Raw genomic sequence first — 26,202 nt, 5'->3', positions numbered from 1 at the left:
ATGTAAGATGAAGACCGTTTCAAGAAGAAAACCCAATCCAAACGGTCTTCATAACGCTCATGAAGACCATTTCAAACCCGGAAAGAGGTTAAAATGGTCTTCATGTGTAAATATATGGAATATGAGAACCGTTTCAAGCAGCAATCACTTCCAAAACGATCCTCACACAAAAATTAACACACTATACCCCTATCACGAACTCTGCCTTGCTTCCGGATTGTGTTGACGTTACCTCTAGCCTTGCATCAATCCGCTCTTTCAATTCCGGGACGTGGGAGATGATGCCGACAAGCCTGCCGCTTGACTGAATTTCGATTAAAGCGTCGATTGCCTGCTCAAGCGATTCTGGATCGAGTGTACCGAACCCTTCATCGATGAACATCGTTTCAAGGGAAACGCCTCCCGCATTGGCCTGGACGACATCCGCAAGGCCAAGGGCGAGCGAAAGCGCCGCTTTAAAGCTCTCACCGCCTGAAAGTGTTTTGACATGCCTTTCCTGAGAGGTGTACTGGTCAAAAACGAGCAATTCCAAGCCGCTTTGGACATTCCCTTTGGAGCGGTACGTTTTCCGGCGCAATTGGAAACGTCCGGAGGTCATTTTCGAAAGCCTGCCATTCGCCTCACGCAAAATATCATCAAGGAAAGCGGCGAGTACGAATCGTTCAAATGTTAGACGGTACGTGTTTTGTCCCCTTGCGACATCGGAAAGGTGGCCGACAAGGCTATAGCGTTCCTCCAAATCCTTCATTTCGCGATTCAATCCTTCGACGCGGTTTAATATGTCTTCGTTTTGGTTTTTCCGCAGATAGAGGTCAGTCCCTTTTTTTTGAAGGCCTTCAATTTCGCTGGCGATGGCAGCCAAGGCGGCAGATAGGCTTTCAAGATTCGGCGGCTCCACTCCGGCTAGCTTGCCCGATAGCTCAGCGAGCAGCTGGGAACAAACTTTGACCTCTTCATTATAGGTCCGAACCTCTTCCTCTAGAATGGCAATCCCGCTTTCATTCAGCCTCGCCTTTTCATAGACCGAATATGTCTCGAACCCCTGTGAATGCATCTGCGACTTGAAGCTTTCCCTTTCTTCAGCAAGTTCTTCGTCTTTCTTCGCCATAAACCGGCGGGCATCTTCCAGCCGGGCAGTCTCCGTACCTGTCTTTTCAACCGCTTCCTGAAACAGTTTCTGTGCCTGTTCAAGCTGCCTCGAAAGCAGCTCATGGCGTTCCTTGCTATCTTTAAGCGTTTTTTCATAGACATGAACCGACCTTAAGCCTTCGGGTACAATCGCCAGCATCCGGCTAAACTGTGTTTTCAATTCCGCGCCGCGTACAGCAAACTCGCCAATTTCGGTTCGTAAGCTTTCCGTTTCCTTTTTAAAACCAAGCCTGTTCGCTTCAATGCCGAGAAGCAGTTTCTCAACATTGGCTTCCTGCGCAAGGATGATGGAGATTTTCTTTTTCTCGCCCAAAATTGCTTCTTTTTCAGCTAGCAGCTTGTGCCGGAACACTTCTTCTTCATCCGGGGTAAAACGAGGGTCATTTTTGCCAAGCTCGCTCTTTGCGGCTTCAACATCCTCGGAGAGCCTAACCGCGGCAGACCTGGACTCCAAATAGGCACTCTCCCCCTTTGCCTTTTCCTGCTCGCTACGGGCTGACTGCTGCTTTGCATTCCTTAACGCCTGTTCATCCGGGATATCCGTTCCGATGCCATGGGCTGGAGAAGGATGATGGCTTGATCCGCAAACCGGGCAAGGATCCCCTTGTTCAAGTGTTGATGCAAGTATGGAAGCCTGTCCCTTCAGCCATTTTTCTTCAAGAAGATCGACGTTCTGCCTTGCAGTAAGATAAACTTTCTCCGCTGACTCGAAAGCAGCTTTCGCCTTTTCAAGTTCCATAACTGCTTTTTGGTTACGTTCCTTTAGGCCATCGAGCCTCTCCAACAAAGCAAAAGTATAGTCCACCTTCTCAAGTTTCCGCTCATATTCCACTTTGGCGATTTTCGCCTTGTCAATTTCTCCCTTTTGTAAAAGCAATGCCTTCTCTTCACGCTCAGATTCCAGCAGCGTTGCTTCCACCGCGTTAAGCCGGGATTTCTTTTGCTCAAGCATTGACTCTGCCTGCTTAAGGTTTTGCTCGACCTCCGCAAAGGAATAAACATCATCCTTGATATTTAAAAGCCTGTTCGCCTGCTCCAGCAATTCCTGGCGTTCCTGCTCACGGCCTTTTTCCGTTTCATATTCTTTTTCCCTTACCTCTTTTAAACTTATCAGGCGGAGTAGGTTCTCCTCTAAGCTAACTACCGTCCTTTTTGCTTCATCCGCTTCTTTTTTAAGCCTGTGGCACAGCTCTTCCTGTGAAGCAAGCAATGCCGCCTTCCTGGCAAGGACAATTTGCTTTTCTTTTTCAAGGAAAAGGTCCTTCCTGCTTTCAAGAGATTGTTTCTTCGCTTCAAGCGCTTCCTTTTCGCGGATTTGCATTAAAACTGCTTCCGCAGCGAAATACTGCTGTTTCAGCTTGTCCTGATCAGCCCGCTTGGCGGATACCCTTTCGGAAAGTACATCAATTTCCGCGGACAACTCTTTAATTTCCTCCGTAAGCAGTGGCAGGATGAGGGTGTCGTTCACGCTGCCAGCTTCCATTAGTGCGAGTAATTCCTCATTAAATGTTGCCTGGATCCGTTTCAAGGCATCACTTCTCATGCCAATCCTGTCTTCCACTTTCGATTTCAAATCCTGGGCTTCCGTCCTTAGTTTTTCCTCGACGAGCTTGTAGATTTGCGTATGGAAAAGGCGTTGAAGGATGACCTCCTTATCCTTGCTGTCGGAAGTCAGCAATTTCCGGAATTCCCCCTGCGGAATCATCAGGATCTGCCGGAACTGGTTGCTGTCGATGAGCATGATTTCCTTAATCCGTTCTTCCACTTCGGTCACTTTGGATGCAAGCAATTGCTGGCGGCCCTGCCCGTCGACCATGTAAAGGGTTGCGGTAGCGGGAAGCGTCCTTGTCCCTTCGCCGCGCTCCTTCTGCCGTTCCTGCTGGGGAGTACGGACAATGATATACCGCTTGTCGCGCAACGAAAATTCGAGCGTTACCTCGGTAATGACATCGCTTTTTGCAAACTGGCTCCTCAAGTCCGTACCGGTCCGATCTTCTCCGCTCGCTTTCCCATAAATGGCATAGCTGATAGCATCAAAAATTGTCGTTTTCCCTGAACCTGTTTTCCCGGAAATCACGAACATCGTCCTGTTTCCAAGCGATGAAAAGTGTATCGTTTCCCTGCCTGCATACGGGCCGAAAGCCTGCATCGTCAATGTAATTGGCCTCATACCGGCATCTCCTCCTTGACTGCAGAATCAATCACACCGGCAACAACCGACTTTTTATCCTCGTTAAAATCCTGAGAGGTCATTTCCAGGTAAAATTGCTCAAACAAATCAAGCTCGGACTTCTTTTTCCTGATGTCGCCAATCGAGAAAGCCTGCTTGTTCTTTTGGTCAACCAAATCAGCTTTTTTCTCAAGATGCATGACATGTGGATAAACTTGGCGAAGCTTCCCCATCGGATCGATGATCGCCCCTTCATCGAGGAGAGTCACCTTTAGGTAGTCATCGCTTTTTTGTTTCTCGTAAAATGACGGATCGAGCAATTCTTCCAGGTAGCCTTCGAGCTCGCGCATATCCTTTGAAGGGGCTAGCTCCCTTTTCCGGATGGAGAAAGTGCCGTTGCTTTCCATTTCGATAATTGACACGGATTTCTTATGCCTTGCTTCTGAAAAAGAATATTTTAATAGAGAGCCAGAGTATTTAATTGTTTCATGGCGAATCGCTTCAGGGCTATGCAGGTGGCCAAGAGCCGTGTAGGAAAATGGGGCGAACAATTCCGCACCGACACTTCCCGATGCACCAACCGATAGAAGCCGTTCGGATTCGCATGTTTCCCCGCCTGTCACAAAGGCATGGCCGACAAAAACATTCGCTTCATTCGGATTGATTTCTTCTTCCATCCTTCCAATAAGCGCCTTCATCGCATCATGGTGGGTATGTATCGAGCTGTCGTCAAACAGTTCCTTGGCGACTCCCGGCTCAGCATACGGGAGTAAATAGAAGTTGACGCCATTTATATGTACGGGTTTAAAACTATCTGTAAGTTTCCCGGTTAAATAGAATTGGCTGTGCTTGTACCAGGAGCTCCCAAATGAGAGGCGATCCGCACTGTCATGGTTTCCGGCAATCGACACAATCGGTGTTTTCAATTCAACATTCAATTTAAAAAGTATCTCATCCAGCAAATTAACAGCATCGATAGGCGGTACGGACCTGTCGTACAAATCACCTGCGATGACGACGGCATCCGGCTTTTCTTCTTCAACGAGAGCCACGAACTGCTTAAGGACTTCACGCTGATGTTCGGTCATATATACGCCGTGCACCAACTTCCCTAGATGCCAGTCCGCCGTATGAATAAACTTCATGATTCCCCACCTCTTCCTCTTTAATTGCTACCTATCATTATAAGACAATTCCGCCGCTTGCAGATAAAACCAAATTAAGGAAACCTAAACAACGCCTTATGTTTTATCCAAATTATACCACATTCGATTTTTTTCTATATAAAAACAGCCAGGCACATTTGCCTGGCTGTTTCCTATTGGGTCTGGCAATTATAATTTTTGGACGTTGGCTGCTTGAGGGCCGCGCGCTCCTTCGACTACTTCAAAAGAAACCTCCTGGCCTTCTTCAAGACTTTTAAAGCCTTCGGATTGGATTGCAGAGAAATGAACGAATACGTCATTGCCATCCTCTGTCTCGATGAAGCCAAAACCTTTTTCTGCATTAAACCATTTAACTTTACCGTTTTTCATGTAAAAAAGTCCTCCTATTGGCCAATTCAGCCAAATATAAATTTAACCATCAACCATTTCAGCCATGCTGCGCAAACAACTTACGAAGCCGGCCAATCCGTTTAATGGCTTATTAAATTATACCATATTCCTTCATTACTGTAAAGATTTGGACACTTTAACAGGTCAGTTAAGACCTATCACTCAGCCTGGCAGGCAAGGCCTGGATCGACTGGACGACCAGATCGAGGCGTGTTTCAATCCGATACAGCAAGTATAATGTTATTGCTATTGGAAAGCCAACTTCGCTTATCACTGGAATAATTTGATCCATTTGCCATCCTCCATTCCCCATTTATGGTTGAATTAAACCTTTAAGCGAAAAGCCGGTTTCATATCGAAACCGGCCCCTTCCCATTAAACGATTTCATATTCGGTCACGTTTCGTTCGATTACCTTGGCGCCTTCCACTGCTGTATAATTGCCATTCGATGTGGCAAAAATGCCTGCCAAAATGATTTGATCCATCGATCGTTTGACAACGGCCAGATCAATCGGTTCCTTCGGATTATCAATTGTCAGCTTGGAAACTTTACCAGCTTCCGTCATAAAGCTTAATTCCAATGTTTTAGCCATTCTTTATCACCTCCTGCCGTTTTAAGTCAAAGCAAATTAACCGAGGATTTCCATGCGGTCGTTCCGTTCTACCACGTTCAATGTGTCCGCGCATAAAGCTGCGATTGCTGAAGCAGCCTGGAACATTTGATTCGGGGTCGCTTCCGTTTTCAGGTTATTGAACATTTTCGACTTATAAATCGGTTTCCCTTTTTCATCTATGCCCGTTTCAAAAACGAGGCGCAGTTTTGAATCAGCCAGCATTGCCTGTGCCATTGTCCATCACCTCCCTTCACCCTTTATATATGGATTTTCGGCAAAAAAGGACAGGGTCAATTGAAAATTCTTTCTGATTGTTGATTTTAATGTTCAAATTTATAAAATGACGCTCTTTAAAAAAAGGATTAGAGAAAATAAAAAAGCCTGAAGATAGCCTTCAGGCTTAACAAACGGTAATTGTCATTTATACAGGTGGAATGATTCCTTTCAGAAGCAAAATAAAGAAAATTAATCCGACAATCATGTAAAAAGCGGAAGCGGTAAAAATCGGCCCCCTTTTGAACACAAACTCCTGCCTTTTGTGAAGCAAACCGGTTTGGGCGCTTGTAGAAATTTGCCCGAAATCTGACGTTGTCCCCCCACTGCTTGAAAAATAGAAAGACGCGACAGTAAAGGCAAGGCCTATGAAAAACATAACCTCAATAAAACGAACCGAAAATTTCGCGGCAACCGCATATGTAATCATAGCTTCAACTATCAGGGCCAAAAAAAAGATGATAAGTCGCTTCCTTTTCATGAAATTCCCCCTCTCTCGTTTCTACTTCCTATTTTACCGAAATAACCATTTAATTTCCAATTTTTTCACTATTTTTAAAAACAGTCACTTTACCGGCAGTCTACCCATTCATCCAAAGATGGCAGATCATGTTTCCTTGTCAAGCAAATTCGCCCTTCTTCCATAAAAGCCTTCGATTACCAATTTGCGACCTTTAATTTACAGCCCAAAATATATTTTCTGAAACATTATTGTCATCTGGGATAGCGTACAATCCTTATTTCACAAGGACCATATAGTAGATTGAAAGGATGTGAAAGACTTGGATCTTATTCAAATTCTTAATCAAAATTACTTTTTCCTTGTGCCTGTCCTCTGGGTAATCGGATATGCGCTCAAGCAAACACCGCGCGTTCCTGATTGGTCGATCATCTGGTACCTGTTCGGCATTTCCCTTGTTTTGGCATGGATTGCGTTCGGGCTGAATATCGACGCCATTACAAACGGAATTATCGCAACAGGGGTAGCGTTATTTGGACATCAATCCCTAAAGCAAACACTGGAAGGCCTTAATTCCGGAAAAAAATAAGCCAAAATAAAAGCGATGCGCGCTCCATCGCTTTTTTTACATAAGAATGATAAAAATTTGGGATATAGTACAATCATTTTTTTTACCCGGGCCATATGGTGTGGTGAAAGGATGTGAAACATATGGCTCTCGTACAATTTCTTCATGACCATTTCTTTTACCTGATACCTATCCTCTGGATCATTGGTTATTTCCTAAAGCATTCATCGATTGTTCCAAGGTGTATGATTATCTGGTTCCTTTTTGTTGTAGCACTGATCATTGCGTTCATTGTTTTCGGGCTAAACGCTGTAGCAGTAACAAACGGCATCATCGTAACAGCAATAGCCGTCTTTATCCATCAACTTTATAAACAAACGATTAAATGGCTCAAGTCACGGAGATAAATGAAAAAGCGATGCTGCGCGCATCGCTTTTTTTTACATAAGAAAATTTGTCTAGCTCCCGTGCCCAGCGCCTAGCGGGGCATCCTGTGCATACGGCACTAAACGGGCGATTGCGCTTTTCTCACTATTTATTTTCCCTATTTTCAATGTATCTGTTCCTCTCTCCACCGTCGGAGAGCTCCTCTGAAAACTCTGGTGTCTTTCCCAAAAGCTTGGATGTTTTGATTGTTTTCGGGGAAAGATTGTTGTTCGGGGCACCTTGTTCATCCCACTTTACCATTTGCGCACCTCTTTATCCTTTTCCCCTAGTATCCCGGTACATCAGCAAAAACATGCGTTAAAACAGGAAACTTTATTTCCCGTTGTAATTACTGTATACGACGGATGTACTCAAAACCCCATCAATATATTTAAGGGAGTCGGATATGGTATCGTTTTGGCCGGGTGTATCACTTTCAATTATTACCATGATCTTTTTGTTTTCCTCAATATGGCGTACATCCACGCCTTTGATTTTACCAATTGCGATTGCCGCTGATAATGCCTTGCCCTCGATTGTATCAATGTAGTATCCGGATACGACCATGCTCTCGCCCCCTTTTCTTCTAAAATGAATCTTATCCATACTTATGGTAAAGGAACCCTAAGCCATTTCATAGGTGAATTCGATAAGTTAACATTTCTTTCAAAAAGTTATGGCGAAATGGTTATATTTTTAGAATCGGCTTTTAACAACACTTCAACAGAAAAAAAAGCTCCCCGTTACATTTGGCAGGGAGCCTTCGAAACTCAAATCTTTATGAGCACGATACCTAATAGGGCTGATAAAACTCCGACTAGCTGATAGGCGCGGATTTTTTCCTTAAAGAGGAGACAACCAGTGAAAACGACAATCAAGCAATTCAGGCTGATCAGCGGGAAGACGATGCTTGCGATCCCTGTCTTCAGAGCGAAAAAATAGCTGCTGTACCCGGCAATGCTTATCAGGCCGACAATGGCGCCGACCTTCATTTCCTGTTTCCCCGATGGTTCTCTTCCGGAAAGAATCACTACCAATAAATAAATGCCTCCTCCGCCATACATCGAAACAAGGATGCTGATTGAACTGATGCTCATCGTCGTTCCAAGCTTCATCAAAATCCCAAGTGTGCCAAAGGATAAAATCGCAAGGGTGATCCTGTATATCCAGGCGTGGTAATCGGACTTCCCTTCACCTCTGCCCGGCGTGTATTGGATGGCCGCCACGGATGAGAGGATGATCAGGATTCCGACCCATTGCATGGCGCTGATTTGTTCATGGAAAATCAGGCCCGCACTTAGGACAGGAAACACAGCATTGGATGATATGATAGGCGAAGTCAGGCTCGCAGGCCCCTTCTCATAGGCCTTCGACATCTGGATATTGCCGTTTGCATTCAGGATGCCGATTGCCGCGCCGAGCAGCACGGAAATAAACGAAAACTTTAAGCCCCCGGCTGCAAGCCCATACCCAAGCGAAAGAAAAAATGCGGTTAAATAAAAGAAAAATTGCAGAGAAACCTTTGAATACCCTTTTCCGGTACTCCATTTAAAGATTGCGTTGTTTACCCCGAAACAAACCGTTGTCACGATTGCTCCCAAGAACCACATGCCGAGCCTTCTCTCTTAAACTATGTACTGGTAAAATTACTTTTTAAGTATAGTGAAGAATAAGAGAAAAAGCGATGGCCTTTTTTAAAAAAATTGTGAAATATTTTCGTCATTTAACCAGTTCTTTGAAAGCTTGCTGTAAGGATGCTTTTATGGCAACATTTTTGAAATCGATTCCCATTTTAATAACGGTTTGGGCGATTTCAGGGCGAATGCCTGTCATTATCGATTTTACCCCAATGAGTTCAAGGGAGGAAATGACCTTAAACAACTGGTCAGACACCATCGTATCGACAATCATAACCCCTGAAAGGTCAATAATCAGCGTCGAGAGTTTTAACTTGACTGCTTCCTGAAGCGCTTCTTCCATAATCAGCTGCGCCCTTTCGGTGTCGATGTTTCCGATTAATGGCAGGATTGCGATACCATTCGTAAGCGGAACAACAGGAACAGACAGTTCGAGGAACGCTGTTTTGGATGCTTCTAGATTTTTCTTATAATAATGTACGTACGTGAGGCTGAAACAATAGACCGCATGATCAAGCAGCGGGTCGATTCTCCTGGAAACAGCGAAAACTGTCTTAACCGACATATTGTGCTTCTCCACTTCTTCTTCCAAAACCTCACTTATAAAAGTACGATAATAACTAGTATCCTTCAGAGCTTCATCCAGGGGAATGCCCAAACTATGTGTATATTCGCCTGTATCCCTTCCCCACTTTTCAATCTTTTCGTACGCCTCATCTTTGCTGATTCCAAGAAAAAGAGCTTCGGCGAACATGGATACAAAGTTAGCCCTTATATTAATGATATGTTGATTTGAAATGGTTGCTGAAAGAAGCTGCCTTTGTTCAAATGTTGCCTCTGATAGCCTAATGTTATTGACCTTTTCGGCAATTTCAAACCTTCTCTCGTACAATTTCTCCCCTAACAAGCTTAATTCTCTTTCCATAATTACCTCCCTCTGCAGTTTCTTAATTAATATGGTACTAGTTATCAGAAAGTTTAACAAACTTTTTCGGTTTTTCGGTTTTTAATAGGAAGACAAAGGAAACTATTTTACAATTATTGTTTTCATATTTTGTTCACAATCTCCCCGCCTACCCCGCTTATTTTCTATGTTAAAATAGCAATGAATCTATGAGTGTGATAAATGTCACACATAGTAATCGTATATAGTCGATATCTCTATGGACTTCTCCACATCGATCCATAGAATGTTAGTTTGTGATGCATTGAACAAACTGGATTATTTTAAGGAGCTGAGGAAGTGAAAAAGGTAAAGAGTTTTATGGTATTTTTGCTTTCGGTTTTTACTGTTTCCATTCTGGGAGCCTGTGAAAACAACATGGTTGTATTTAACCCACAGGGTCCTGTAGCAAGGGAAATCACGGGATTAATCAACTACTCGATTGTTTTGATGCTTCTTGTCGTGTTTGTTGTGTTTGCCCTGTTCATTTATATTGTCTGGAAGTACCGCGAACGCAAGGACAATATGGATTATGAACCGCCAGAGGAACATGGAAGTGCAATCATTGAAACGATTTGGACCGTCATCCCTATCATTATCATCATCGCATTGACTATTCCGACTGTTAAAACAATCTATGCGACTGAAAAGATCCCTAAAGGCTATGAAAACAAGGAACCGCTGGTCATTAAAGTTACTTCAGCTGACTGGAAATGGATCTTCAGCTATCCGGAACAGGGAATTGAGACAGTTAACTATGTCAACATCCCTGAGGACAGGCCGATTGATTTCAAATTGACATCGGCAGGAACAATGAACAGCTTCTGGATTCCGGCTCTTGGCGGGCAAAAATACACGATGGCCCATGCGGAAACCCAGCTCTATCTTGTTGCGGACCATCCTGGCTCCTACGTTGGGAAAAATTCCAACTTTAACGGGCGTGGCTTCGCTGAACAGAATTTCGAAGTCCAGTCCATGACCCACGCAGACTTCGAAAAATGGGTGAAGGAAGTAAAAGAAACGGCACCGAAGCTGACGGAAAAAGAGTACGAGAAAAAACTTGAGCCTTCCCACCTTGGCCGGGAAACGTACTCCAACACTCATCTAGAGTGGGTTGACCATTCCGACAGTAATTCTAAAAACTATCTAAACCCAGAAATGTATGACCGCGGCCACGGATGGCCAGGGAAAATTTTCGAGGACGAGAACAACTATAAAAATAAAGATGCAGTAACCGAAGAATCGGGACATCACCATGATAGTGATACCCATTCAAGCGAATCACACGGAGGTGAGCATAGTGGGCATTAAATGGGACGAATTTTTTGTAACAGGTGATCCACTGATTTTCGCATCGCAAATTGCAATCGCTCTGACTTCCATCGGGGTTGTGGCAGCCATTTCTTATTTTAAAAAATGGAGATGGCTATGGGACAACTGGCTCACAACCGTTGACCATAAAAAAATCGGGATAATGTACATCCTTGTCGGGGTCCTGATGTTCTTCCGCGGCGGCGTCGACGGCTTGATGATGAAAGCACAGACTGCCGTACCGGAAAATTCATTCTTGAATGCGCAGCACTATAATGAAGTATTTACGACTCACGGCGTCATCATGATCTTGTTCGTTGCAATGCCGCTTTTGGTTGGCCTTATGAACTTTGCAGTCCCTCTCCAGATTGGCGCAAGGGACGTCGCCTTCCCTCAGTTGAACGCACTAAGTTTCTGGCTTACTTTCAGCGGGGCGATGCTATTCAACGTAAGTTTTGTCATCGGCGGTTCGCCTGACGCAGGCTGGACCTCCTACTTCCCGCTCGCAGGGAAGGAATTCAGCCCGGGAATCGGGAACAACTTTTATGCCGTAGCCCTGCAAATCGCCGGGGCTGGAACACTGATGACCGGTATCAACTTTGTCGTCACCATTCTTAAAATGCGTACAAAAGGCATGACATTGATGAAGATGCCAATGTTCTCCTGGACAACGTTCATCACTTCAATCATTATTACCGCAAGCTTCCCGATCTTTACGGTTGCCCTTGCGCTAATGACATTTGACCGTGTTTTCGGAACGCACTTCTTTACGGTTTCCGGCGGCGGAATCGACATGCTGTGGGCTAACCTGTTCTGGCTTTGGGGACACCCGGAGGTTTATATCGTTGTCCTGCCGGCATTCGGGATACTATCAGATATCATTTCGACTTTTGCGAGAAAAACGCTTTATGGCTATAAAGCAATGGTCGGTTCGATCGTCGTAATTTCCGTATTGAGCATGCTCGTCTGGGTCCACCATTTCTATACAATGGGCAATAGCCCGGCGGCAAACTCGATCTTCTCGATTACAACAATGGCGATCGCAATTCCGACCGGGGTTAAAATATTCAACTGGCTGTTCACAATGAGGAAGGGCCGGATCCGGTTTACTACACCGATGATGTGGTCGCTCGCATTCGTGCCAACCTTCGTTATCGGCGGGGTAACTGGCGTTATGCTTGGAATGGCGGCAGCCGATTACCAGTACCATAATACATTGTTCCTTGTGGCGCACTTCCACTACGTATTGATTCCAGGGGTTGTGTATCCAATCTTCGCAGGTATGTATTACTGGTGGCCGAAAATGTTCGGTTTCACACTCAATGAACGTATCGGAAAATGGCATTTTTGGCTGTTTAACATTGGCTTCAACCTGACATTCATGCCAATGTTCTTCCTTGGCCTTGACGGTGCCGTACGCCGCGCGTACACATATTCAGCTGAAACAGGCTTCGGCCCGCTGATGATGCTGTCAGCGATTGGCTCGTTTATCCTTGCCGCAGGCTTCGCGGCATTCTGTTATAACATTTACTACAGCACGCGCCATGCGGACAGAAATGTTGGAAATGATCCATGGGATGCAAGGACGCTTGAATGGGCAACTGCAACCCCTGTCCAGCATTACAATTTTGCAAGCATACCGGAGATTAAGACACTTGATGCATTTTGGCATATGAAAAAAAATAATGAACTACAGCCATTAAATGAATCTAAGGTTGAAGAAATCCACATGCCAAGCAATTCCTGGATTCCAATTTATATGGGAGTTATATTCGGAATTTCCGGATTCCTGCTTGTCTTCGAATGGACAATCGCTGCTGGCGTTGTCGGACTTGGCATTTTTGCCGGGCTCGCCTTCCGATCCTTCGATTACAACGATGGATTCCATGTCCATAAGGACGAAATCATCGAAACAGAGCGCAAGTGGAGAAAATTTGGAAAAGGAGTGAAGAACCATGTCAGCTAATGTGCATACAGCCGTTCCTCTGGAATTGCAGACTGAACAAAATAAGATGAACATCCTTGGATTTTGGGTTTTCCTTGGGGCTGAAATTGTTCTCTTCGCCACCCTTTTCAGTGTTTATGGAGTGTTGGGCCAGCGCCATGCGGGCGGCCCAACACAGCAGGACATTTTTATCATCAGGGACGTCTTGATTCAAACGTTCCTCCTATTAACAAGCAGCTTTACTATGGGTATAGCGATTTACCAAATGCGCAGGAACGACATGAAGGCTATGATTATCTGGTTTATCCTGACCCTCCTTCTCGGCGCAGGATTCCTCACCATGGAAATCCGTGAATTCATCCATTACGTTCATGAAGGAGCAACCTGGCAGACAAGTGCGTTTCTTTCAAGCTTTTTCGTCTTGCTTGGCACACACGGCCTTCACGTGACAATTGGAATTGGCTGGGCAATTCTGCTCATCATCCAACTGCTGAAGCGTGGTTTGACACCAGTAACGGCACGTAAAGCCTTCATTTTTGGATTGTACTGGCACTTCCTTGACGTTGTTTGGATTTTCGTATTTACATTCGTTTATTTAGCAGGGTTGGTGAATTAAATGAATCATCAAACGAATCGTTTTCCTATCAGCCATGTCCTTGGATTTTTCACTTCGCTCGTCCTGACGTTTGGGGCAGCATGGGTCGCATTGATGACGTCCCTTCCGGCAAAAGTAATTATGGTGATAATTGGCTCTCTTGCCTTCATTCAAGCAGCAATTCAATTATTGTTATTCATGCATTTGAGAGAAGGAGAAGACAAAACAGTCAATTCCATCAATATGCTCTATGCCTTCTTCCTGGCAATCATCATTGTTGCAGGATCAATCTGGGTGCTGACCTCTGGCCACTCCCATTAATCGATTAATTTTAAAAAGCAGGCTTCCCGCTGGGGCGCCTGCTTTTTGTATGAAACTCGGATGATTTTATAATGGAGGTTCTCTTTCTGGATGAAGACAGTTTCATTGGGAAAAATCCTCTGAAACTGTCTTTATAAATCTATTAGAAACCCCTAACTTCGTCCGCCTTTAATCATCCGCAGTTGTGGAACACTGCCTTCCTTTTTAAATAGCGAATATAGCCCAACATTAAATAAAGCCAGGAAAAAAGATAAAACCATTTGCTGGTATTCATGCTTATACCCCTGTACAAAGACACTAACCAAACAGTAAAAGCCAAGCGCCAGATAAAAGAATTTTAAAATCCGCCCCATTCCCCCACCCTCTTCTCTCCTTTTTAACTATATTAACAGAATTAATAGTCTTTTGTCACAAAATGTTCACATTTAGCGTGAAGTTTTATTGGGAAATTTCTGCAAAATAAGTCACAGTTTTGACATATTCTGTTTAATTTCTCACTTGTTTCCTCGAAAAAAGAAGGGTTTTGACAAAAGTCCTAGAAATAAGGATAAGTATCGTGAAAAAAGGGAGGAATGAATTTGAAGAAAAAGTTGTTGGCAGTTTTATTCAGCGGTGCGCTGGCTTTTGGGGTATTTGCAGTTCCGGGGAATGCAGTACAGGCGGCAGAACCGCCTTGCGATTGCCATTCTTGGGTCCCTATTTCCGGAGCGGACAGAAATGTAAACGTTGCGGGATTATTGAGCAGCAAAGTATTTAAAGATGTAAAAGCTGATCTTTGGTCAAAGGGTTATAACTGGAACGGAGCCCACTCTATTGAAGTTATTAATCCTTTTCCTACACTTGTTATGATCGGTGTTCCTTTTGTTAAAGCAGATGGAGAAGTTGAATACCATGTTTTTATCAATGGCGCTTATGCAGGGGTTCCGCAAGAATAGATAACTAGAATCAAAGGAACGGCTAATCGCCGTTCCTTTTTTTAATTTACCTCCTGTATTTTTTGCTGCCAAATATGTCTTCGTCAGACTTAGTTGATTAATGAACTCTTCTATTTTATTAACTTTAACTTATCCGGGGTTTTCGTGAAAACCCAACCCGATTTTAGCCCTTGCTTGTCACATATCCAGGTTTATTCTGACAACCCAACCGGATTTTAGCCCTTGCTTGTCACATATCCAGGTTTATTCTGACAACCCAACCGGATTTTAGCCCTTGCTTGTCACATATCCGGGCTTATTCTGACAACCAACCCGGATTTTCGCCCTTGGTTGTCACTTATCCGGGTTTATTCTGACAATCCAACCGGATTTTAGCCCTTGGTTGTCACATATCCAGGTTTATTCTGACAACCCAACCCAATTTTACCCTTTGCTTGTCACATATCCGGGGTTATTCTGACAACCAACCCGAATTTTAGCCCTTGCTTGTCACATATCCGGGTTTATTCTGACAACAAATCCGGATTTACCCCTTTGGTTGTCACATATCCGGGCTTATTCTGACAACCAAACAGGATTTAAGCCCTTGGTTGTCATATATCCAGGCTTATTCTGACAACCCAACCGGATTTTCGCTCTTGCTTGTCACATATCCGGGTTTATTCTGACAACCCAACCGGATTTTCGCTCTTGCTTGTCACATATCCGGGTTTATTCTGACAACAAATCTGGATTTAACCCTTTGGTTGTCACATATCCGGGCTTATTCTGACAACCCAACCGGATTTTAGCCCTTGGTTGTCACATATCCAGGTTTATTCTGACAACCCAACCGGATTTTCGCTCTTGCTTGTCACATATACGGGCTTATTCTGACAACCCAAGCGGATTTTAGCCCTTGTTTGTCACATATCCGGGCTTATTCTGACAACCCAACCCGATTTTAGCCCTTGCTTGTCACATATCCGGGCTTATTCTGACAACCAAACAGGATTTAAGCCCTTGGTTGTCATATATCCAGGCTTATTCTGACAACCCAACTGGATTTTAGCCCTTGGTTGTCACGAACCGTATCTTTGCTTTTTCAAAAATCGTTCTTTCATCATGTAGATAAAACTGGTTAGTCAACTCTCATGTTGTTAAATACACGCTACAAATATCCCCTCCCCCACCGGCATACCTTAAATACAGGTATGTTTTTATTATGGAGGTGCGGGAATGCGGATTCATGTTATTAAACCTGGGGAGTCTCTCTGGCGGATATCACAGATTTATGGAACGGCGCTTAACCAGATCGTTTCAGTTAATGAGCTTGAGAACCCAGACCGCCTTGTGGTAGGAGAATCATTGGTCATTCCAGAAACCAAATCGGAGTATGTCGTCCAGCCTGGTGATACTCTTTATGCAATTGCCTCCAGATACGGTGTTTCCGTGCAGGAGTCGGCTAGTTTCAACAATATCGCTAACCCCTCCTTGATTTTTGTTGGACAGCTTTTGCAGATACCGTATTTTACCCATACGGTGAAATCAGGCGAAACCGTTTGGTCAATTGCTTCACGGTATGGGGTGACGGCCAACCAGATTGCCCGGGCAAATAACATTGCCAACCCATCACTCATTTACACTGGCCAATCAATAAGGATTCCCGCTCCAGTTAAACCTGTTAAAGAAGTAAATGCCTATATCACCAGAATGGATGAACAGGGCCGACAGCAAGTACTAAAACGAGGAAATCTTCTCACTTATCTTGCCCCATTTTCCTATTCGGTCAGTGAAAATGGTTCACTCTCTTCCTTGCAGGATACACTCGTCCTGCAAGGAGCCAAAGCTACAAACACATCTCCTCTCCTTACAATTACGAATACCGTAGGAGGCTCATTTAATTCCGACCATGCAGCCGCAATCCTGCGAAATCCTGCTGTCCAGGATACTCTTTTGACAAATATATTAACCCAGATCCGAACAAAAGGTTACACGGGTTTGAACATTGATTTCGAATATGTATTCCCACAGGACCGCGAGAACTACAATGCCTTTTTAAGAAAAGCGGTTAGCAGGCTTGGTCCGGCAGGATACACTGTTTCTACCGCCCTTGCCCCAAAAGTGAGCGGCACGCAAAAAGGGGTTTTATATGAAGCCCATGACTATCCTGCTCATGGCGAAATTGTTGATTTCGTTGTTTTAATGACCTATGAATGGGGCTGGTCTGGTGGAAGGCCTTGGGCCATTGCCCCGATTACCGAGGTTAGAAAGGTTCTTGATTATGCGGTCACGGCGATTCCCCGGGGAAAAATCCTGATGGGGATTCCTCTTTATGGCCGGGATTGGAAAATTCCTTGGGTACAGGGGACCACTGCCCGGACGGTTAACCTGAAAAGCGCAGTCAATCTCGCAGCCCGCTATGGTGCAGCGATTCAATACAATGAAACCTATCAATCTCCATTTTTCAGGTATACGGATGAAAGCGGCCAGCAGCACGAAGTTTGGTATGAAGATGCGAGAAGCCTCCAGGCAAAATATGATACTGTTAAACAATATGGCATAAGAGGTGTCAGCTACTGGGTGTTGGGCCCGCCGTTGCCGCAAAACTGGCCTGTTCTGCAGACGAACTTCAAAGTATTGAAAAAAAGCTAACTCCCTAGGACGATTCAAAAAGGGGGGAAAATGCTAATTGGCCATTGGACGTATCCAATATGAATTAAAAAGTCGCTCGAGCAATTTGCTTTAAGCGGCTTTTCAATTTGTCTTCGGAAAAGTTCACACTATTCCCTCGGACTTTTACCGATTTTCCAATGAAGATTGTGTAAACGAGCCAAAATCCCGAACATGTTACTTAATATTTGTTATAATTATATTATGTAACATCAATCTAAGTATTGTGTATGGAAAAAATCCTTTTAATAGGAAACTTTCACTTAATGCGCAAAGTTTCACGTATTTTCAAATTCACCCGTCCCCCTCAAACCTTCTAAGAAAAAAATGGAGGCTTCTCTTCCACTTTTTTAAGTCTTAAATCCATCCTACTTTTACCTACGATAAGGAGGAATCTTATGGGTATCAGTGTAAGCATCATTTTATTAGTATACTTATTAGTCGTTGTCCTAGGCTATATGGCTTCTATTTTTGTCTCAACAAGCAGCAAGACCGGTTTTTTAATCATTAACAAATCCTATACGAACGCCTTTTCAGTCCTTTTCATTACAATAGTCCTCGCTATCTTGATGATTGCCCTTCCCTTTATCCCTGTCGATAAGAGCTATGCAGCTAGTTTAATTCTGGGCAGTAAGTTTCTCTCCATCTTTACTCTAAGTATCAGCTTGTATGTATTCAGCAAGAAATACATGAAGCAGCCCCCCGTCTCTAAATAAAACACGAAGCTTTTGTGCATACCGTTAATAGAGCCTTCTCTAGGGGGGTATGCCTTTTTTACTAGCTGAAAAACTCGTCCTCCAGAACCAGCTACAGTAAATTTTTCTTCAGGTTTCGATTCCTCGTCTGCAGGAACCCCCTATTTCATCTGCCCAATTTATCTTCCTATAATTAACGTACATTGAAGGGTATTTTCTTACTTATCGGTATAGCTTTGAGATTCCATGAAATCATACATTTAACCCATCAGAAGCATTTGTTTGCTTTTTCCAGTAAAAAAACCTTCGTTTATTGGACTTTATCATTTTGTGATGTTACATAAATTATGATAAAATCACCTTATGTAACATTGGGAGGTATACCTGTGGAGTATGTTGACCCTATAAAAGACATTGATCGGATCAATGCGATAAAGGAAGAATTAAGAGGGAATTCACAACGTGATGTATTGCTTTTTGTATTTGGGATAAATACTGGAATCAGGGTGAGTGACTTACTTTCCCTTAAGGTAAAAGATGTTTGTGATCGGGACTCTTTTAAGGAATTCTTAGATATTCATGAACACGATGGTGAGGAACCAAAGGCTTTTTATTTGAACAGCAGCATTCGGAATGAACTGGAGTTGTATTTTCAGCAGCATAAGCTTGAGGAGAACGATTATTTGTTCAAGTCCAAGAAAAATGAACTTCCAATCACACGGCAGCAAGCTTACAGGATTATCAACAACGCCGCCAAAAAGGTCGGAGTCACGGGGAAAATCGGAACTCACACACTTAGAAAAACCTTCGGCTATCATGCTTATCGGAAAGGTATCGCCATTTCTATCTTAATGGCTGTATTTAACCATCATAGTCCAAAAGAAACTTTAAAATATTTAGGAATTGAAAAGGATCAGGAATCTTTAATTAGGGTAGATGTAAACCTTTAGTGCCCTATGTGGCTTTGCAAGTAAAAATACATTTTAATGCCCTTTTTGCCTAAAGTGCCTTACGAAGCAAAAAAAGCCCCCCGCCAAATCGGCGGAGGCCCAATCCTTGTCTATTCTTCATCTTCCTGGAAATCCAGTTCCATTTCAACGTTTTCAAGAACCACTACAGAATCGTCTATTACTTGGACATGAAGCATCTGCTGATCTTTCATAAACTTGAAAACGCCTGTATTGAAGTCCGTTCCTTGTTCCTTAAAGAAGATTCCTTCGAATAATACGTCCTTTGTATGCTTAAAAATCATCCTGTAGTTCTCATTGTCTTTAACAAGATACGCTCGGACCCCTTTTTCATAGTGGCCTTCTGTTTCTTTTAAATAACGGGGAACTGATATGATATGCAAATCGACAAATGGGATCTCCCTCAACAATGAGTTAATGATTGATCCTTTTGCAATTTGCTCCCATCTGCTTTGCGCAGTTTGGCCCAGGATAATTTGAGTTACCTGCTTTTCCCTTGCCACTTGAGCAATCACCTTTGAAATCGGCCTTTTCTCATTATCCTTTAAGATGAACGAGACGGTGTCATGGGCTTCCGCTATTTTATTCCACCTGGCGATATAGTGAGATTTTTCTGCATCCATTTCGCTGAATGGCTTTGGGTCTACGGTTAAAATGTAAAGCGGGCAGTCCAGCATACTCGCAATTTTGCAGCCGCGCTGGATAAGCCGTTCGCCATTTGGACCGTAATAGACACAGACGAGGATGCTTTCGTCCATGCGCCCCTTGATTTTTTCCATTATGATGTCACCTCGGAATAGATGTGAAGTTCTTAACAAATATTGAATATAGAGTGGCTCTGTATGACTATATCTTAAGCCAGTAGGCTAGTCAATCCAATTGAATCCACAATCTCTTACATATCGGCAGAAAACAGCTTTACTCCACTGCCAAAAATTTCTATAAGGAGGCGGTTAAATTGCATACCTTGCACTTCATGGTCTTAGTTCCATTTTTATTCGCCATTTTCGTACCGTTATTGTATAAATATTTTGCGCCGCGGGTGCACACTGGATGGTTCGTTATACTCGTTCCAATCTTCATCTTCCTGTATTTGCTCCGTTTTTTGCCACGCATCTCCAATGGTAAGGACCTCTTACGTTCTGTCCCCTGGATGCCATCGCTTAATATTAACTTTACTCTTTATATGGATGGACTCGGCCTTATATTCGGGTTACTGATAACCGGGATAGGTGCTCTTGTCATCCTTTATTCCATTTATTATATGTCCAAGCATAGGGAAGCACTCCACAATTTTTATGTATACCTGCTTTTATTCATGGGTGCGATGCTCGGGGTCGTCTTCTCTGACAATCTCCTTCTTCTTTATGTGTTTTGGGAATTGACTAGCATTTCTTCTTTCTTGTTAATTGCCTATTGGTATCAGCGTGAACGCTCGCGTTATGGAGCGCAAAAGTCCATGCTGATTACGATTTTTGGCGGGCTTTCGATGCTTGCGGGCTTCATTATGCTGTCGATGATAACCGGAACATACAGCATTCGGGAAATGATTGCCCATGTTGGGGACATCACTGCCCACTCCCTGTTCGTGCCGGCGATGATTTTGATTCTGCTTGGCGCTTTTACAAAATCGGCCCAATTCCCGTTCAGCATATGGCTCCCGGGGGCCATGGAAGCTCCAACACCTATCAGTGCCTACCTCCATTCAGCCACAATGGTCAAAGCAGGCATTTATTTAGTTGCCCGCTTCACGCCAGTATTTGGCGGAGAAGCAGAGTGGTTCTGGCTCGTTTCCGGTGTCGGTCTCGCAACATTGCTTTATGGTTCATTGAATGCAGTAAAACAAACAGATTTAAAAGCACTGCTTGCATATTCAACCATTAGCCAATTGGGCCTCATTATGAGCCTGTTCGGTGTGGGCTCAGCGGCCTTGTATTTTACAGGAGGCGGCGAGTCCTCCGTCTATGCCGTTGCTGTTTTGGCAGCCGTTTTTCACCTAATTAACCATTCAACCTTTAAGGGTGCGCTCTTCATGGTAGTCGGGATTATCGACCATGAGACAGGCACCCGTGATATTCGTAAGCTGGGCGGCTTGATGCAAATCATGCCTGTCTCCTTTACCCTTGCAGTAATTGGGGCTTTTTCCATGGCGGGACTGCCACCATTTAATGGCTTTTTAAGCAAAGAAATGTTTTTTACAGCGATGATCGATGCATCCAGGTTGTCAATTTTCAGCATGGACACGCTTGGAATTCTATTCCCGATTGTCGCATGGGCTGCCAGTGTGTTCACGTTCATTTATTGCATGGTCTTAGTTTTTAAGACCTTTAGAGGGAAATATAAGCCTGAAAGATTGGATAAAAAGCCTCACGAAGCTCCACTCGGAATGTTGATTCCCCCAATCGTGCTGGCTGCCCTTGTTGTTGGTATATTCTTCTTTCCTAATACCCTTTCCGAGTACCTACTTCAGCCAGCTGCCCATGCTGTATTACCGGGTTTGCCGGAAGGAGTATTTGCAAAAAAAATCAGTCCTTGGCACGGGTTTAATCTAGAACTAATCATGACGATTGGCGTTGTTTTGTTAGGAATTATCCTATATCTGTATAGAAGAAATTGGGTTGGATTGCTAAGGCGCTACCCGGAATCCCTTACACTGAATACGTTCTATGCTTTTGGGCTGGAACGGGGCGAAGAAGGCTCCCGTTTCATTACAGAGCGATACATGACTGGCTATATAAGGGACTACCTCGCCTATGCGTTCAGTTTTTTAATCCTGCTCGCTGGGGGTGCCCTCCTTGTATCAAATCGCCTTTCATTTTCTTCGGTAAAAAATGCTCCAATTAGCATTTTTGAAGGCGCACTTGCGGTGGCATTGCTCGCGGCTTCTTTCACAGTGCTTTTTGCTAAATCACGAATGACAGCTGTCATCGCGATTGGTGGAATTGGCTACCTTGTATCACTATTTTTTGTTATTTTCAGGGCTCCTGATTTAGCCTTGACGCAAATGGTAATTGAGACTGTTACAACTGCTTTATTCCTTCTATGTTACTATCATTTGCCGAAATTTTTTAAAGGAAACAGCCGCATTCCCTTCAAGCCATTTAACCTAATAATATCGTTGGGCGTTGGGATTACCGTAACGCTGTTCGCCTTGTCGGCCAATGGCAACAGGCTGTTTGATCCTATCTCCAGCTTTTATAAAAACTCCTATGAGCTGGCCGGCGCCAAAAATATCGTGAATGCCATTCTTGTTGACTTCAGGGGCATTGATACAATGATGGAGATTGCGGTACTCTCGATTGCGGCTCTCGGAGTCTTTACGTTAATAAAACTTGAATTGAACGGGGGTGGGAACAATGAAGAAAGTAAATGACGTCATTTTAATAACTGTGACCAGGGTTGCGGTTGTCATTATTTTCACTTTTGCCATCAACCTATTCTTTTCCGGCCACCATCATCCCGGAGGCGGATTTGTTGGCGGGCTTGCGCTGGCATGTGCCATTACGCTTCTATTCCTGACTTATGATATCGACTCGGTACGGGAGAACATCCCTTTTGACTTCAAGGCAATGGCAGCATCAGGTGTATTAATTGCCGTTTTGACGGGGGTTGGCGGAATGCTCTTTGATGCCCCTTTCCTTACACAGGCATTCGATTATTTCGATCTCCCCCTATTTGGTAAAACTGAACTGGCAACGGCAATGATTTTTGATCTCGGGGTAGCTTTAGCCGTTATTGGCACCGCCATGACAATTATTATTACGATAAGCGAGGACCGATAAATATGGAAACGATGCTCTCGATACTTGTTGGAGTCCTCTTTACGATAGGAACGTATTTACTTTTATCAGGAAATTTATTGAGAATTATTTTGGGAACGTCAATAATCAGCCACGGAGTCAATCTGCTCATCCTGACAATGGGCGGCTTGAAAACCGGCGGCCCGCCCCTTTTGGGAATTGGCGGGAATACCTATACGGATCCCCTGCCCCAGGCGCTTATATTAACCGCGATTGTCATCAACTTTGGGACCACCGCCCTTTTCCTTGTTCTGAGCTATCGCGCTTACAAGGTACTTGGCACGGATGACACGCACCAAATGAGAGGTAATGAAAATGAATAATTTACTCATACTGCCCATCATAATCCCATTAATCACCGGGATGGCCATGGTCATTATTAGAAAAAGAATAATGGTCCAGCGGCTACTGGGTTTACTTGCAATCGCGGGCGTAGGGGCGGTATCTGCCATATTAATTGCCCAAATAAAGGCGGATGGCATCCAGGTACTGCACATTGGCGGCTGGAAAGCCCCTTTTGGCGTCACTATGGCTGCAGATATGTTCTCCGCACTGCTTCTTTTGACAAGCAGCGTTGTATCATTGTTCTGTCTGATTTACGCCTTCCGCTCCATCGGGAAGGAACGTGAAAAGCACTATTTTTATCCCTTGTTCTTGTTCCTGCTTACAGGGGTTAACGGGTCATTTATTACCGGGGATATTTTCAATCTCTTTGTCTGTTTTGAGGTTATGCTGATTTCTTCCTATGTACTGATTTCAATTGGGGGAACTGGCATCCAGCTGAGGGAATCGATAAAATATGTCCTTGTAAACCTTGTATCGTCATTCCTTTTTCTTGTTGCAATTTCATACTTGTATGCGACCATGGGCACATTGAATTTCGCCCACCTTTCAATGCGTGTGGCTGAAGCCGGGCAGGATGGCCTTTTGACAGCCATTTCGCTGCTATTTTTAATCGTATTCAGTTTGAAAGCAGGCTTGTTGTTGTTCTTTTGGCTTCCTGGTTCGTATAGTGCTCCTCCGACGGCAATCGCCGCCATTTTTGCAGCGCTCCTCACAAAGGTCGGCATTTATTCGATTATTCGGCTGTTCACACTTGTGTTTTACCATGAGCCAAATCAAACGCATCTCATAATAGGTATCATGAGCGCCTTAACCATGGTTTTGGGGGCAATCGGAGCTGTTGCGTATTGGGATATTAAAAAAATTCTGACGTATAACGTCATTGTCGGCGTTGGATTTATTTTAGCAGGATTGGCATCCGGTACTGGGGAAGGACTAACAGGAGCCGTATACTATCTTATCCATGACATCATTATTAAAGCCCTTCTCTTCCTTATTGGCGGGACTGTTATCGCGATAACCGGAACAGCAAAACTGAAGGATATCAGCGGCTTGATCCAGACGTATCCTTATTTAGGATGGATGTTCTTTGTCGCGGCTTTGTCACTCTCAGGAATCCCGCCACTCAGCGGCTTCATCGGGAAGGTGTATATTACGGAAGGTACATTTGAAGCGGGCTACTTTTGGCTTGGAGCCATTGGCCTTTTTACAAGCTTAATGGTCCTGTATTCTATTATGAAAATTTTTATGAACGGCTTTTGGGGAGAATCCTATTTGGATGAAGAGCACGAGATAGAGAAAAAGAAAACGAAAGGCTTGCTGCTTCCCATCGCCTCCCTGACAGCGCTGACCGTTGCACTAGGACTTGGTGCGGAAGGGATTTTTACCTTTAGTGATCTGGCTGTTAAAAGCTTAATGAATCCTTCCCTCTATATTGAAGCGGTCCTCGGCAAAAGCTGAGTGGGTTCGAACAGTCTTTAATTCTCACAGAAAGGGGTGGTCGATGTGCCTTTACAGGTATTAACCAATTTGTTTATCGCTCTACTTTGGTCAGCTCTCCAGGAAGATTGGAGCGCACTGACCTTTATCAACGGCTATTTCGTTGGAATGATTGTCCTGTTTTTAATGCGCCGCTTCCTTCCGCAAAATTTTTATTTGATTACCTTTATTAATATCATTAAATTGGGTGCCGTCTTTATTCAGGAATTATTTATCTCCAGCTTTATGGTTATCCGCCATGTGATAAGGCCGAAATTGGCGATTACTCCCGGAACCTTAACACTTGAAACAGACCTGGAGAGTGACATTGAGGTGACCCTCCTGGCACTCCTGTTAACGTTGACACCGGGTTCCGTCGTTATCAAGGTTTCTGATGACAACAAAACATTTTTTGTCCACGTACTCGATACTTCCGATTCGAATGAGGCTATCTTGAATTCAAAAATACGTTTTGAAAACTCGATAAAGAAGGTGACGCGGAAATGTTCGATTTAATATTAAAGTTTTCTCTATTTCTCCTGGCTATTTCAATCCTTGCGACCTTCTACCGGCTGATCATAGGACCATCCATATCGGATCGCATTCAAGCACTTGACTCCATTGGCATCACTTCAATCGCAGGCGTTGCCATAAGCTCTGTCATCCTAAGGACACATGCGTTTTTCGAAGTCATCTTGCTAATCGGAATTTTGTCCTTTATTGGCACACTGGCATTTGCAAGGTTTTTGGAAAGAGGTGTAGCAATTGAATCCAAGCGCCCTTAGTGAAATAATAGCAGCTCTACTGATTTTAACTGGCACACTTGCCAGTCTCTTAGGTTCATTTGGATTAATCAGGCTCCCAGATGTTTACACACGGTCACACGCAGCATCAAAAACCTCCACACTCGGAGTTCTGTTCATATTGGTGGGCACCTTTTTATTCTTCCTCTTCAGTGAAGGCTATTTTAGCGTCAGGCTGCTTCTCGGGATATTCTTCGTGTTCCTGACTGCCCCGGTTTCCGCCCATTTAATCGCACGGGCCTCCTATATGACGAATGTGAAAATGGCCGAAGCGACGGATGGTGAAGGATTTCGCGAAGTCCTGATGGTTGAAGAAAAAAACGAATAATTATTTACTTCCTCCCCTTCTTTAATGGTTGGGGATTTTTTGTTGCTACTTATCGTTTGCGGAGTTGCTCTTGAATCGTTGAGGTAGAGCGGATTCTTTTGAGGTTTGGGCTTTATGCAGTCATTTACCCGGGTTGGCTAGTTGCTGCTACTTTACCGGTTTTACGAGTTGATGGCATCTAACACGGTTTTGTTAGTTGCTGGCACCTTACCGGATTTGGGCATTATGCCG

Annotated in this window: 30 protein-coding genes; 17 read left to right on the top strand and 13 right to left on the bottom strand. The window is 44.0% G+C overall.

The window, feature by feature from the left end:
• Nucleotides 1-181: 181 nt before the first annotated feature.
• The 7 genes from AR337_RS01865 to AR337_RS01835 form a co-directional block, all read right to left on the bottom strand.
• Nucleotides 182-3,319: an AAA family ATPase gene (locus AR337_RS01865; protein ID WP_059170305.1), complete on the bottom strand. Its 3,138-nt coding sequence runs from the start codon at nucleotides 3,317-3,319 to the stop codon at nucleotides 182-184.
• Nucleotides 3,316-4,464 carry an exonuclease SbcCD subunit D gene (locus tag AR337_RS01860; protein WP_059170304.1) on the bottom strand — a complete coding sequence of 383 codons (1,149 nt, stop codon included), beginning with the start codon at nucleotides 4,462-4,464 and terminating at the stop codon, nucleotides 3,316-3,318. Before AR337_RS01860 ends, AR337_RS01865 begins: the two co-directional genes overlap by 4 nt.
• Before the next feature lie 189 nt (nucleotides 4,465-4,653).
• Entirely contained in the window at nucleotides 4,654-4,854 is a 201-nt protein-coding gene (locus tag AR337_RS01855) for a cold-shock protein (protein ID WP_059170303.1), read from the bottom strand.
• Nucleotides 4,855-5,023: 169 nt separating this feature from the next.
• Complete coding sequence (locus AR337_RS01850; protein WP_059170302.1) at nucleotides 5,024-5,167, bottom strand: YvrJ family protein; 144 nt, start codon at nucleotides 5,165-5,167, stop codon at nucleotides 5,024-5,026.
• A gap of 83 nt (nucleotides 5,168-5,250) precedes the next feature.
• The gene (locus AR337_RS01845; RefSeq protein WP_059170301.1) at nucleotides 5,251-5,469 is read right to left on the bottom strand and encodes a DUF2922 domain-containing protein; all 219 of its coding nucleotides are present in this window, start codon (nucleotides 5,467-5,469) and stop codon (nucleotides 5,251-5,253) included.
• Nucleotides 5,470-5,505: 36 nt separating this feature from the next.
• Nucleotides 5,506-5,724, bottom strand: a complete 219-nt coding sequence (locus tag AR337_RS01840) for a DUF1659 domain-containing protein (protein WP_059170300.1) — start codon at nucleotides 5,722-5,724, stop codon at nucleotides 5,506-5,508.
• Nucleotides 5,725-5,911: 187 nt separating this feature from the next.
• Entirely contained in the window at nucleotides 5,912-6,244 is a 333-nt protein-coding gene (locus tag AR337_RS01835; RefSeq protein ID WP_059170299.1) for a hypothetical protein, read from the bottom strand.
• 292 nt (nucleotides 6,245-6,536) lie between these two features.
• Here AR337_RS01835 and AR337_RS01830 point away from each other — a divergent pair, with 292 nt between their 5' ends.
• Nucleotides 6,537-6,812, top strand: coding sequence for a phage holin family protein (locus AR337_RS01830; RefSeq protein ID WP_367576240.1), 276 nt, complete (start codon nucleotides 6,537-6,539; stop codon nucleotides 6,810-6,812).
• 122 nt (nucleotides 6,813-6,934) lie between these two features.
• On the top strand, nucleotides 6,935-7,198 hold the full coding sequence (locus AR337_RS01825; protein WP_059170297.1) for a phage holin family protein: 264 nt from the start codon (nucleotides 6,935-6,937) through the stop codon (nucleotides 7,196-7,198).
• Between the two features lie 124 nt (nucleotides 7,199-7,322).
• Here AR337_RS01825 and AR337_RS23410 read toward each other — a convergent pair whose 3' ends face one another.
• From AR337_RS23410 to AR337_RS01810, 4 genes are all read right to left on the bottom strand, one after another.
• A complete protein-coding gene (locus tag AR337_RS23410) occupies nucleotides 7,323-7,478 on the bottom strand; it encodes a hypothetical protein (RefSeq protein WP_172797486.1) in 156 nt (51 codons plus the stop codon).
• 72 nt (nucleotides 7,479-7,550) lie between these two features.
• A complete protein-coding gene (locus AR337_RS01820) occupies nucleotides 7,551-7,784 on the bottom strand; it encodes a chaperone NapD (RefSeq protein WP_059170296.1) in 234 nt (77 codons plus the stop codon).
• A 203-nt stretch (nucleotides 7,785-7,987) separates the two neighbouring features.
• Nucleotides 7,988-8,827 (bottom strand): DMT family transporter, encoded by an 840-nt coding sequence (locus AR337_RS01815; RefSeq protein ID WP_059170295.1) that lies wholly within the window; start codon nucleotides 8,825-8,827, stop codon nucleotides 7,988-7,990.
• Between the two features lie 109 nt (nucleotides 8,828-8,936).
• Nucleotides 8,937-9,779 carry an STAS domain-containing protein gene (locus tag AR337_RS01810; RefSeq protein ID WP_059170294.1) on the bottom strand — a complete coding sequence of 281 codons (843 nt, stop codon included), beginning with the start codon at nucleotides 9,777-9,779 and terminating at the stop codon, nucleotides 8,937-8,939.
• 339 nt (nucleotides 9,780-10,118) lie between these two features.
• Here AR337_RS01810 and qoxA point away from each other — a divergent pair, with 339 nt between their 5' ends.
• Genes qoxA through qoxD form a run of 4 tightly spaced genes read left to right on the top strand, consistent with a single transcriptional unit; the run spans nucleotide 10,119 to nucleotide 13,969 of the window.
• Nucleotides 10,119-11,108, top strand: coding sequence for a cytochrome aa3 quinol oxidase subunit II (gene qoxA, locus AR337_RS01805; protein ID WP_059170821.1), 990 nt, complete (start codon nucleotides 10,119-10,121; stop codon nucleotides 11,106-11,108).
• Nucleotides 11,098-13,074, top strand: coding sequence for a cytochrome aa3 quinol oxidase subunit I (gene qoxB, locus AR337_RS01800; RefSeq protein ID WP_059170293.1), 1,977 nt, complete (start codon nucleotides 11,098-11,100; stop codon nucleotides 13,072-13,074). Before qoxA ends, qoxB begins: the two co-directional genes overlap by 11 nt.
• A complete protein-coding gene (gene qoxC, locus AR337_RS01795; protein WP_059170292.1) occupies nucleotides 13,064-13,669 on the top strand; it encodes a cytochrome aa3 quinol oxidase subunit III in 606 nt (201 codons plus the stop codon). The genes qoxB and qoxC overlap by 11 nt, the downstream gene beginning before the upstream one ends.
• Nucleotides 13,670-13,969, top strand: coding sequence for a cytochrome aa3 quinol oxidase subunit IV (gene qoxD, locus AR337_RS01790; protein WP_059170291.1), 300 nt, complete (start codon nucleotides 13,670-13,672; stop codon nucleotides 13,967-13,969).
• Between the two features lie 152 nt (nucleotides 13,970-14,121).
• Here the strand turns inward: qoxD and AR337_RS01785 are convergent, their stop codons facing one another.
• Nucleotides 14,122-14,322, bottom strand: coding sequence for a hypothetical protein (locus tag AR337_RS01785; RefSeq protein ID WP_059170290.1), 201 nt, complete (start codon nucleotides 14,320-14,322; stop codon nucleotides 14,122-14,124).
• A 225-nt stretch (nucleotides 14,323-14,547) separates the two neighbouring features.
• Here AR337_RS01785 and AR337_RS01780 point away from each other — a divergent pair, with 225 nt between their 5' ends.
• From AR337_RS01780 to AR337_RS01765, 4 genes are all read left to right on the top strand, one after another.
• A complete protein-coding gene (locus AR337_RS01780; RefSeq protein ID WP_059170289.1) occupies nucleotides 14,548-14,904 on the top strand; it encodes a hypothetical protein in 357 nt (118 codons plus the stop codon).
• A gap of 1,218 nt (nucleotides 14,905-16,122) precedes the next feature.
• Nucleotides 16,123-17,538 (top strand): LysM peptidoglycan-binding domain-containing protein, encoded by a 1,416-nt coding sequence (locus AR337_RS01775; RefSeq protein WP_059170288.1) that lies wholly within the window; start codon nucleotides 16,123-16,125, stop codon nucleotides 17,536-17,538.
• A gap of 416 nt (nucleotides 17,539-17,954) precedes the next feature.
• Nucleotides 17,955-18,272: a hypothetical protein gene (locus tag AR337_RS01770; RefSeq protein ID WP_059170287.1), complete on the top strand. Its 318-nt coding sequence runs from the start codon at nucleotides 17,955-17,957 to the stop codon at nucleotides 18,270-18,272.
• A 365-nt stretch (nucleotides 18,273-18,637) separates the two neighbouring features.
• Nucleotides 18,638-19,201 carry a site-specific integrase gene (locus tag AR337_RS01765; RefSeq protein ID WP_059170286.1) on the top strand — a complete coding sequence of 188 codons (564 nt, stop codon included), beginning with the start codon at nucleotides 18,638-18,640 and terminating at the stop codon, nucleotides 19,199-19,201.
• Between the two features lie 110 nt (nucleotides 19,202-19,311).
• On the opposite strand, the gene AR337_RS01760 is transcribed toward AR337_RS01765, so the two are convergent.
• The gene (locus AR337_RS01760; protein ID WP_059170285.1) at nucleotides 19,312-19,998 is read right to left on the bottom strand and encodes a universal stress protein; all 687 of its coding nucleotides are present in this window, start codon (nucleotides 19,996-19,998) and stop codon (nucleotides 19,312-19,314) included.
• A gap of 179 nt (nucleotides 19,999-20,177) precedes the next feature.
• On the opposite strand from AR337_RS01760, the gene AR337_RS01755 reads away from it, so the two are divergent.
• From AR337_RS01755 to mnhG, 7 genes are read left to right on the top strand one after another with little or no spacing between them, the layout of a single operon-like run.
• Nucleotides 20,178-22,592 (top strand): Na+/H+ antiporter subunit A, encoded by a 2,415-nt coding sequence (locus AR337_RS01755; RefSeq protein ID WP_156424273.1) that lies wholly within the window; start codon nucleotides 20,178-20,180, stop codon nucleotides 22,590-22,592.
• A complete protein-coding gene (locus AR337_RS01750; RefSeq protein WP_059170284.1) occupies nucleotides 22,576-23,001 on the top strand; it encodes a Na(+)/H(+) antiporter subunit B in 426 nt (141 codons plus the stop codon). The genes AR337_RS01755 and AR337_RS01750 overlap by 17 nt, the downstream gene beginning before the upstream one ends.
• A 2-nt stretch (nucleotides 23,002-23,003) precedes the next feature.
• Nucleotides 23,004-23,342 (top strand): Na(+)/H(+) antiporter subunit C, encoded by a 339-nt coding sequence (locus AR337_RS01745; RefSeq protein ID WP_059170283.1) that lies wholly within the window; start codon nucleotides 23,004-23,006, stop codon nucleotides 23,340-23,342.
• Nucleotides 23,335-24,822: a Na+/H+ antiporter subunit D gene (locus tag AR337_RS01740; RefSeq protein ID WP_059170282.1), complete on the top strand. Its 1,488-nt coding sequence runs from the start codon at nucleotides 23,335-23,337 to the stop codon at nucleotides 24,820-24,822. The genes AR337_RS01745 and AR337_RS01740 overlap by 8 nt, the downstream gene beginning before the upstream one ends.
• Before the next feature lie 45 nt (nucleotides 24,823-24,867).
• Nucleotides 24,868-25,356: a Na+/H+ antiporter subunit E gene (locus tag AR337_RS01735; protein ID WP_059170281.1), complete on the top strand. Its 489-nt coding sequence runs from the start codon at nucleotides 24,868-24,870 to the stop codon at nucleotides 25,354-25,356.
• Nucleotides 25,344-25,625 (top strand): Na(+)/H(+) antiporter subunit F1, encoded by a 282-nt coding sequence (locus AR337_RS01730; protein WP_059170280.1) that lies wholly within the window; start codon nucleotides 25,344-25,346, stop codon nucleotides 25,623-25,625. Before AR337_RS01735 ends, AR337_RS01730 begins: the two co-directional genes overlap by 13 nt.
• Nucleotides 25,606-25,971, top strand: coding sequence for a monovalent cation/H(+) antiporter subunit G (gene mnhG / locus AR337_RS01725; RefSeq protein WP_059170279.1), 366 nt, complete (start codon nucleotides 25,606-25,608; stop codon nucleotides 25,969-25,971). The genes AR337_RS01730 and mnhG overlap by 20 nt, the downstream gene beginning before the upstream one ends.
• Nucleotides 25,972-26,202 lie beyond the last annotated feature (231 nt).

The organism is Bacillus sp. FJAT-27445, from assembly GCF_001510665.1.
In the GTDB taxonomy this organism is placed as follows: Bacteria; Bacillota; Bacilli; order Bacillales; family Cytobacillaceae; genus Bacillus_D.
This window is presented reverse-complemented; position numbering and strand designations above follow the sequence as displayed.